Source organism: Fictibacillus sp. B-59209 (assembly GCF_036216745.1).
GTDB classification, from domain to species: domain Bacteria; phylum Bacillota; class Bacilli; order Bacillales; family Fictibacillaceae; genus Fictibacillus_C; species Fictibacillus_C marinisediminis.
Genome location: NZ_JARMMC010000005.1, coordinates 432694 through 442188 on the forward strand (window position 1 = coordinate 432694; position 9495 = coordinate 442188).

Here is a 9495-nt window from a genome sequence, read left to right on the forward strand (position 1 = left end):
ATAAAATGATAGCTGGTTTTAGAACAAATATTTTCATAACCGTTCGCTTTCTGTTAAGATAATGATTAGAGTTCATAGCTTTTTTGCAAGTGGAACTATGATTGGAGGTAATTTCGTGGCGGAAGACAATATGAAAGCAAGGACCATTGTAGAAATCTTTGGTCAAAAATACACAGTAATAGGAACTGAGACTTCCAGCCACATTCGTTCGGTAGCTGCTATGGTTGACGAAAAGATGCGGGATATCCAGCAATATAATGCAGTATTGGATACGAAACAGCTTGCCGTTCTGACAGCTGTTAATCTGATGAACGAATACTTAAAGACTAAAGAAGAGCTGGAAAAATTGCAACAGCAGATTAGGAAAGAGGATAAATAAATGCTAGATATTATTTTAATTGTTATATTGATTGCCGGTTTTTTTATCGGACTGAAACGAGGTTTGGTCATGCAGGTTGTCCATCTCGTTGGGTTTATAGCGGCTTACGTCGTGGCTTATCTATATTTTGACGACTTGGCGCCTCATTTAAAATTGTGGATTCCATATCCTTCGATCGGTAATGACAGCCCGATGTCAACGATACTGAGCAGCATTTCCTTAGAGGATGTATACTATCGTGCCATCGCCTTTGCTCTCTTGTTTTTCGGAACGAAGATCATCTTGCAGATCGTAGGAAACATGCTTAACTTTATTGCTGACCTGCCGCTGCTCCGCACGGTAAACCGCTGGCTCGGAGGAGTCCTGGGATTTATCGAAGTTTATCTGATTTTATTCTTATTGCTATATGTCGCTTCGTTGATTCCGTCTGGTTCCATCCATACGGCTTACCAGGATTCCTTTATCGGACAGGGAATGGTTGAAAATACTCCAGTATTCTCTGAAACGATTAAAGATTTATGGTCAAAAAATATGGGGTAAAACTTCTCTTTAACAGAGAAGTTTTTTTACCGTCCATAGTAATCGGCAATGTGGTACAAGTCTTGTGAAAGTGGGTGTTCATTTGAATAAGAAGCAGGTTGTTAATGTACTTGAAATGATCGCCGTTTATTTAGAGATCAAAGGCGAGAACTCCTTTAAAACTTCGGCTTACCGAAGAGCGGCTCAAGCGTTGGAATCGGATGACCGGAACATGGAGCAGATCGGGGATCCGTCCAAATTAAAAGGAATTGGAAAAGGGACGGCTACTGTCATTACTGAACTTCTTGAGACAGGCAAATCATCGCTGCTTGAAGAATTGCAGGCAGCGGTTCCTTCAGGCCTTCTGACCATGCTCGACATATCGGGGCTTGGCGGGAAAAAAATTGCGAAGCTTTATCAGGAGCTCGGAGTAACGGACATCAAGGGCCTTAAAGAAGCGTGTGAAAAAGAAAAAGTTAGAGGTCTCGCAGGATTCGGAACAAAAACAGAAGAGAAAATACTGGCAGCGATCGAGGAACTCGGTAAGCGCCCTGAACGGCTTCCGATTGCATTTATGCTTCCGGTCGCAGAAAAAATTGAAGAACAGCTGAAAGATATAAAAGGTATTCTGAAGTTTTCCTTGGCAGGCAGCCTCCGCCGTTTTCGTGAGACGATCAAGGATCTGGATTTTATTCTCGCAGTTTCCGATGCGGCTAAAGTGAAAAAACAGCTCGTCCAGCTGGAAGGCGTTACGGATATCATCGCAAAAGGAGATACAAAAGTTTCACTCCAATTTCATTATGATTATCCTGTTTCAGTCGATTTCAGGCTCGTATCCCAAGAGCAGTATGCCTCTGCCTTGCATCATTTTACCGGTTCCATGGAACATAACGTGAAGATGAGGCAGCTGGCGAAAGAACGCAATGAAAAAATCAGCGAATATGGTGTTGAAAATACAGAAACAGGTGAGATAACGACCTTTTCCACTGAAGAAGAATTCTATGGACACTTTGGACTTCAGTGGATTCCGCCGGAAGTGCGTGAGGGCGGGGATGAACTTGAAAAGTTTCGTGAACCTCAGCGGCTGATTGAACCGGAGGATATCCGAGGAGATCTGCATATGCACTCCACATGGAGCGACGGGGCCAACACGATTGAAGAAATGGCAGAAGCAGCAAGGGAAAAAGGATACTCGTTCATGGCAATTACCGATCATTCTCAGTATTTAAGGGTAGCCAACGGCCTTACAGCAGAGCGGCTTCGTGAGCAGCGGAAAGAGATTGACAGGCTGAACGGGAAATATAGTAATTTTAAAATTCTGGCAGGCGTTGAGATGGACATTCTGCCGGATGGAACACTCGATTTTGATGACGAACTCCTGGCCGAAATGGACCTTGTGATCGCCTCCATCCATTCATCTTTTTCTCAAAACAGAGAGACGATCATGAAGAGGATGAAGACAGCGCTCAAAAGCCATCATGTGGATATTATTGCCCATCCGACGGGAAGAATTATCGGAAGGCGTCCCGGGTATGATGTTGATTTGGAGATGCTCATCGATGTAGCAGCTGAAACCAATACAGCCCTTGAACTGAACGCTCATCCGAGCCGGCTCGATCTGGCCCCTGAATGGCTTAAGAAAGCACAGGATAAAGGTGTAAAAATCACGATCAATACGGATGCCCATTACCGTGATACTCTGGGGCATATGGACATAGGAGTTTCTGTGGCGAGAAAGGGCTATATTCGACGGGAAAACGTCCTGAACGCAATGACACTTGATGAGTTAACTTCCTTTTTAAAACGAAATGATAAAAAAGAATAGAACGTCTCCTGGGAGGAGGAACTAATTTTGCAAGAACGAGTACTTCGAGTCTTAGAATATACAAAAATCATTGAGCAGTTAAAAAAACACGCAAGTTCAAGTCTGGGCAAACAAAAGGTTGAACAGCTTCAGCCTTCTGTAAATTTTGCCGAGATCAGCCATTGGCAGGACAGCACAGATGAAGGTGCAAAAGTCCTCCGGTTAAAAGGGCAGGCACCGCTTGGTGGAATACGAGATATCCGTGCAAGCCTGAAGAGGTCGCAGATTGGCGGGCTGCTGAATACGGATGAACTTCTCGATATTGCGACTACAATATATGGCGGAAGGCGCTTTAAGCGGTTTACAGAGGGAATGGCGGAGGATGGAATTGAACTGCCGATCCTTGACAGCCTTGTTGCGCAGATTGAACCGCTGATTGAACTGGAGCAGGAGATTAAAGCTTGCATAGACGACAACGGCCATGTTATGGACAGTGCCAGTCCGGCTTTGCGTACAATTAGAAGCCAGCTGCGCACGTTCGAGGCTAGAGTGCGTGAGAAATTGGAAAGTATGGTCCGTTCCTCGAGCTATCAAAAAATGCTATCCGATGCGATCATCACGATTCGAAATGACCGCTTCGTGCTGCCGGTTAAACAGGAATACCGCGGCAGCTTTGGTGGTATGGTGCATGACCAGTCCTCTTCAGGAGCCACACTCTTTATTGAGCCTCAAGCTGTCGTTGCGATCAATAATCAGCTGAAAGATGCGAAAGCTAAAGAAGCAAGAGAGATTGAAAAGATTTTAAAAGAACTTTCATTGCTGGTCGGGGAATCAGCTGAAGCTTTAGCCCATAATGTGAAGATTCTGGCAGAGATTGATTTTATTTTTGCAAAAGCGCAGTACAGCCGTGAACTGAAGGCGACGAAACCAATCATGAACGACAGAGAATACATCTCTCTCCGTAAAGCGAGGCATCCGCTCATCGATCAGGACGCTGTAGTACCAATCGATGTGGAGCTTGGCGGTGCTTTTCAATCATTGATCATTACCGGTCCCAATACAGGGGGTAAAACGGTTACTTTAAAAACGATCGGCCTGTTATCGTTAATGGCCCAATCCGGACTTCAGGTTCCTGCAGAAGAAGAGTCTGAGATGACGGTGTTTGAAGCCATTCATGCCGACATCGGTGATGAGCAATCGATTGAACAGTCATTAAGTACGTTCTCCTCTCATATGGTGAACATTGTCGATATCCTGAAAACAGTGAATTTTAAAAGCCTGGTTCTGTTTGATGAACTTGGAGCTGGAACTGATCCACAGGAAGGAGCGGCACTTGCTATCTCCATCCTTGATTATGTGTTTGAACGGGGAGCGAAAGTAATCGCAACCACCCACTACAGTGAGTTGAAAGCTTATGCTTATAACCGCGATGGCGTCATCAATGCGAGCGTTGAATTTAACGTGGAGACGCTGCGGCCGACCTACAAACTGCTGATCGGAGTTCCGGGCAGAAGCAACGCCTTTGAGATTTCCAGACGCCTCGGTTTGGAGCCCTCCATTATTGATGAAGCAAAATCGCAAATCAGTGATGAGGACAACAAGATTGATAACATGATCCGTTCGCTTGAGGATAACCAAAAGCGTGCAGAAGAAGAACGGGAGAATGCCATTAAAATCAGGCAGGAAGCCGAACAGCTAAAAGCTGAGCTGGAAGCAGAACTTCAGCATCTGGAGCGGGATCGTGACCGATTGCTTGAAGAAGCGGAGCGAAAAGCGGAAGAAGCTGTAGCGAATGCACGAAGGACCGCTGAAGAAGTCATTAAAGAACTTAAAGAATATCAGAAAGAAGCGGGCAATGTGAAGGAACACCGATTGATCGATGCCCGTAAAAAGCTGGAGGAAGCAACGCCTGCTCTTCGGTCGAAGAAGAAAAAGGCAGCAGCTTCCAAACCGAAATCTGCTTCGTTTAAACCAGGCGATGAAGTGAAAGTGCTGAGTTTCGGCCAAAAAGGCCATATTATCAATAAAGTCAGCAACAACGAATATCAGGTACAGATCGGTATTTTAAAAATGAACGTATCACTCAGCGACCTTGAATTGATCAAACAGACGAAAGAGAAAAAACCAGAGCCGAGATCGTTTGTAAAAGTGCAGGGAAGCGATGACTCGGTCCGTCCTGAACTTGATCTCCGCGGCAAGCGGTATGAGGATGCGATGCTAGAAGTGGATAAGTATTTGGATGAAGCGATGTTAGCCGGATATCCTCAAGTTTCTATTATTCATGGGAAAGGAACCGGTGCTCTGCGCTCCGGTGTTCAGCAGCTGCTCAAATCACATCCCAACGTTAAATCGACACGCATGGGAGCGGCAAATGAAGGTGGAAGCGGCATAACCGTTGCGCTATTAAAATAATTGGAGGTTAGAGATGGACGTATCCCACAATCCGTTTATCCAAACGGCGGCATATTACAGCGTAGTCGTACTGTTCCTCGTTATTTTTCTGGCAGTATTTGAAATGGTCACCCGGTATGAGAACTGGGTGGAGATTAAAAAAGGCAACCTGGCCGTAGCGATGGCAACCGGAGGGAAAATATTCGGCATCGCCAATATTTTTCGCTATTCCATCGCACAGAACGATTCACTTCCTCAGATGATGGCTTGGGGTCTGTTCGGATTTGTTCTGCTTCTTGCCGGTTATTTTATCTTTGAATTTTTAACCCCGAGATTTAACATTGATGAAGAGATCGAAAACGATAATCGCGCAGTGGGCCTGATCTCCATGGTCATATCCATTGGCCTGTCGTTCGTGATCGGTTCAGGGATTGAATAGGAGTGAAGCATCAATGGATACGTTATGGAAAGTTTTATTCATTTGCAGCGGAATTTTTATTCTTTTCGGCATCGTTTATTTACTTTTCTTATCATAATGGAATGGAATTGAATGAAAGCTGCATTTCTGCTGCTTTTTAGCAAAAAACCAGCCTCTAGGCTGGTTTTTTTTTTAAGTGGCAGTGGAAATACCCGCGAAAATGAGGCATTTACCCGCCGTAATAAAGAAAATACTGTCCAAAATAAAAATTTACTCGCCAAACGAACATTTTACCCGCCAAAACATGATTATAGTAAACCGTGCGGGATCGAAGGAAAGCGAAACCTGCCGATGTTACTCAGTATTCGATTTCATCATAATCTGCTGGCTGTGCGGTCAGCTGATTGGTGTCTTTCATGCCGATTTCACTCGAGATTTCCTGCTGTGATTTGATTTTGCCATGTGGATTCTGTGTTTCTTTACCGGCTTTCAAAGCCCCATCTCTTCTCGCTTTTGAATGAGTCATACTGTTCCCTCCTTTGCTTTATTGTTTAGTATGCAGCGGGAAAAACTGCATCATCCCCGCAAAAAAGTGCCAAAAGCACTATAAAATTTTTAATTTTTAAAAAAATATATTAAATTGAATGCGTTTTCATTTATAATGAAGTATGAGAGAGTTTTTTTAAGAAAGGCGTGAATTAAGGAGGAGATAAAAGTGGAAAGAAGATGGCTTAACCATTATCCACCAGAAATCCCCAGTGAGGTTGAGTATAAAGAACAACCTTTATTCACGTATTTAGAAGAAGCAGCTACTAAAAACCCAGAAAAGGTTGCTCTTCATTTTTTAGGTAAAGAAATGTCGTATCAACAGCTTTACGAAAGTGCTGTCCGGTTTTCCAACGGACTGTCTGCACTCGGAATCGGCAAGGGCGACCGGGTGGCGATTATGCTGCCGAACTGTCCGCAGGCGGTTATTGCTTATTATGGCATCCTTCTCGCTGGAGGAATCGTGGTCCAGACCAATCCCCTTTATACGGAACGAGAACTGAGCCATCAGCTGGAGGACAGCGGGGCAACGGCTATCGTTTGTCTGGATCAGCTCTTTTCGAGGGTAGCTGCTGTAAAAGAATTGACACAGCTGAAGCATGTGATTGTGACGGGCATTAAAGATTATTTGCCATTTCCAAAAAATGTGCTCTATCCGTTTGTTCAGAAAAAACAAAAGCCATTTACGGTGGTTGATGTTCAGTATGGCGGAAGTGTCCACTCGTTTAAAGAACTGATCAGCAAAAGCGAAAACCGGCGAATCCCTGTTGACGTCCACCCAAAAGAGGATGTGGCATTGCTGCAGTATACAGGAGGAACGACTGGCCCTGCAAAAGGTGTGATGCTGACACATGCTAATTTGGTCGTCAATTCGAAACAATGCAGCATCTGGATTTATAAGCACCGGGTTGGAGAAGAAGTTGTGCTGGCTGCATTGCCTTTTTTCCATGTGTATGGCATGACGGTTGTGATGAATCAGGCGATCATGACACAGGCAAAACTGATCATCCTTCCGCGTTTTGATCCGAAACAAGTGCTGCAGACGATCCATAAACAGCGTCCAACATTGTTCCCTGGCGCACCGACCATGTATATTGCGTTGCTGAACCATCCTGATTTGATGAAGTATGACCTTTCTTCCATCCAGGCTTGCATCAGTGGTTCTGCACCGCTCCCGATGGAAGTTCAGCAGAAGTTCCAGTCGATTATCTCTGGAAGTCTTGTGGAAGGCTATGGCCTCACAGAAGCTTCACCTGTAACGCATGCCAATCTGATCTATGGAAAGCAGATTAAAGGAAGTATCGGTCTTCCGTGGCCGAATACGGAAGCGGCCATCTATTCCACCGAGCGCGGAGAGTTTGCGGAAATTGGGGAAGTTGGCGAGTTATTGGTGCGGGGGCCTCAGGTGATGAAAGGGTATTGGAATCAGCCGGAGGAAACAGCTGCTGTTTTTAAAAATGACTGGCTCATGACCGGTGATATGGGATATATGGATGAGAATGGATATTTTTATATCGTGGACCGGAAGAAAGATTTGATCATTGCAGGAGGATATAATATATATCCCCGCGAAATTGAAGAAGTTCTTTATGAGCATGAAGCGGTAAAGGAAGCCGTCGTTGTTGGTATCCCGGATCCGTACCGCGGTGAAACTGTAAAAGCTTTTGTCGTGTTGAAAGAGAACGCCGTTTGTACGGAGGATCAGCTTAACAAATATTGCAGAGAAAACCTTGCTGCCTTTAAGGTACCAAGGGTGTATGAATTTAGAAGCGAGCTTCCAAAAACGATGGTCGGAAAAATTTTAAGAAGAGTTTTATTGGAGGAAGAGAAAGCGAAAGAGCGGCAAACACAAGAGATATAGGGACCTTTTTTAAAAAGGTCCTTGTTTTTTTGTTAAAACAAAGGAATAATAGAATTGACAGAAAAAAACGACTTGTTTTACAATTAAATTATGAATGAACAATCATTCAGTTTACAGCAGCTCGTTTTGAAGTGAGGAGATTATCGTGAAACGTAAAGGCCCAAAGTACGACAAAATAATTGATGCCGCGGTTAGTGTTATTGCAGTTCATGGGTATCATCAGTCCCAAGTGTCTAAAATTGCAAAGCAGGCGTCTGTAGCAGATGGGACGATCTATCTCTATTTTAAAAATAAAGAGGATCTGCTTGTTTCTGTTTTTAATGAAAAAATGGGAACCTTTATCGAAAGAACGGGGAACGAGCTGAAAAGCAAAGGGTCGGCGATTGAAAAACTGTTAACCCTGATTGAAATGCATTTTTGCCTGTTGGATGCTGACCACCAGCTTTCTATCGTAACACAGCTGGAACTTCGGCAGACTAACAGGGCGTTAAGGGCAAAGATTGGGGAAGTGCTTAAACGATATTTATCCCTGATCGACCTCATCCTGAAAGAAGGGATGGAGGAAAGGGCTTTTGACAAGAACATGGATACCCGGCTGGCACGACAGATGATTTTTGGAACCATTGATGAAACCGCCACAAACTGGGTTATGAATGATCATAGGTATGATTTGCCGTCACTTGCTCAGCCTGTACATCGAATGCTTGTTAATGGTTTAAGCAACAATGCAGGGGCTATCCCCGCGCAAGAATAGATTCAACTAAGGAGTGTGAGAGAGTGGGATTTTTACAGGTTCAAAAAGAGAATAAAATAGCCACAATTCAACTGAATCGTCCACCGGCGAACGCGTTGTCCACCCAGCTGATCCGCGAATTGTCCGCGGTCTTTGAAGAACTGGAGAATGACAGCGAAACAAAAGTCATCCTGATCAAAGGTGAAGGCCGGTTCTTTTCGGCTGGAGCAGATATTAAAGAATTTACAACGATTGAAAATGAAGCCGATTTTGCTGATTTGGGGGCTTTTGGACAGCAGCTCTTTGACCGAATGGAAAATTATCCAAAGCTGATTATCGCAGCTATTCACGGTGCAGCACTGGGCGGGGGACTTGAACTCGCGATGGCCTGCCATATCCGGCTCGTTTCCAGTGAAGCCAAGCTTGGCTTGCCGGAACTGCAGCTTGGATTGATTCCAGGTTTTGCTGGGACACAAAGACTTCCAAGATACGTAGGAACTGCTAAAGCGGCCGAAATGCTCGTTACTTCTGACCCGATTACCGGAGAGGAAGCAGTGAAATGGGGGTTAGCAACTGCCGCTTATCCTGATGCAGAGCTTTTTGAAAAGGCTTACAGCCTGGCGTCGAAAGCGGCAGCGAAGAGTTCCTTGTCCATTCGCTACACCCTCGAGCTTTTGCAGTATGCGGCTCGTGGACAGTACAGCGAGGGGGCAAAGAAAGAATCCGAGTACTTCGGAAAAGTCTTCGTTTCTGAAGATGGACAAGAAGGAGTTCAAGCCTTTGTTGAAAAAAGGCAGCCAAATTTTAAAAACTAAGGCTCTTTTTTCATTGACAAGTTGATTGG

The 9495-nt window shown here is 44.6% G+C and carries 9 protein-coding genes; 8 read left to right on the forward strand and 1 reads right to left on the reverse strand.

Annotated elements, in window-relative coordinates:
* Positions 1-97: 97 nt before the first annotated feature.
* From zapA to P4361_RS04600, 5 genes are all read left to right on the forward strand, one after another.
* The gene (gene zapA, locus P4361_RS04580) at positions 98-379 is read left to right on the forward strand and encodes a cell division protein ZapA (RefSeq protein WP_062233959.1); all 282 of its coding nucleotides are present in this window, start codon (positions 98-100) and stop codon (positions 377-379) included.
* Positions 380-919 (forward strand): CvpA family protein, encoded by a 540-nt coding sequence (locus P4361_RS04585; protein ID WP_091004043.1) that lies wholly within the window; start codon positions 380-382, stop codon positions 917-919.
* A gap of 82 nt (positions 920-1001) precedes the next feature.
* On the forward strand, positions 1002-2723 hold the full coding sequence (gene polX, locus P4361_RS04590; protein WP_328088427.1) for a DNA polymerase/3'-5' exonuclease PolX: 1722 nt from the start codon (positions 1002-1004) through the stop codon (positions 2721-2723).
* A gap of 27 nt (positions 2724-2750) precedes the next feature.
* Entirely contained in the window at positions 2751-5114 is a 2364-nt protein-coding gene (locus tag P4361_RS04595; protein WP_328088428.1) for an endonuclease MutS2, read from the forward strand.
* A gap of 13 nt (positions 5115-5127) precedes the next feature.
* Complete coding sequence (locus P4361_RS04600; RefSeq protein WP_053357627.1) at positions 5128-5532, forward strand: DUF350 domain-containing protein; 405 nt, start codon at positions 5128-5130, stop codon at positions 5530-5532.
* Between the two features lie 337 nt (positions 5533-5869).
* Here P4361_RS04600 and P4361_RS04605 read toward each other — a convergent pair whose 3' ends face one another.
* Positions 5870-6037 (reverse strand): DUF6254 family protein, encoded by a 168-nt coding sequence (locus tag P4361_RS04605; RefSeq protein ID WP_175501797.1) that lies wholly within the window; start codon positions 6035-6037, stop codon positions 5870-5872.
* Positions 6038-6226: 189 nt separating this feature from the next.
* Here P4361_RS04605 and P4361_RS04610 point away from each other — a divergent pair, with 189 nt between their 5' ends.
* The 3 genes from P4361_RS04610 to P4361_RS04620 all read left to right on the forward strand — a co-directional run bounded on the left by P4361_RS04610 (position 6227) and on the right by P4361_RS04620 (position 9466).
* Complete coding sequence (locus tag P4361_RS04610) at positions 6227-7918, forward strand: long-chain-fatty-acid--CoA ligase (protein ID WP_328088429.1); 1692 nt, start codon at positions 6227-6229, stop codon at positions 7916-7918.
* Between the two features lie 145 nt (positions 7919-8063).
* On the forward strand, positions 8064-8672 hold the full coding sequence (locus P4361_RS04615) for a TetR/AcrR family transcriptional regulator (RefSeq protein WP_053357629.1): 609 nt from the start codon (positions 8064-8066) through the stop codon (positions 8670-8672).
* A 23-nt stretch (positions 8673-8695) separates the two neighbouring features.
* Positions 8696-9466 carry an enoyl-CoA hydratase gene (locus tag P4361_RS04620; protein ID WP_328088430.1) on the forward strand — a complete coding sequence of 257 codons (771 nt, stop codon included), beginning with the start codon at positions 8696-8698 and terminating at the stop codon, positions 9464-9466.
* Positions 9467-9495 lie beyond the last annotated feature (29 nt).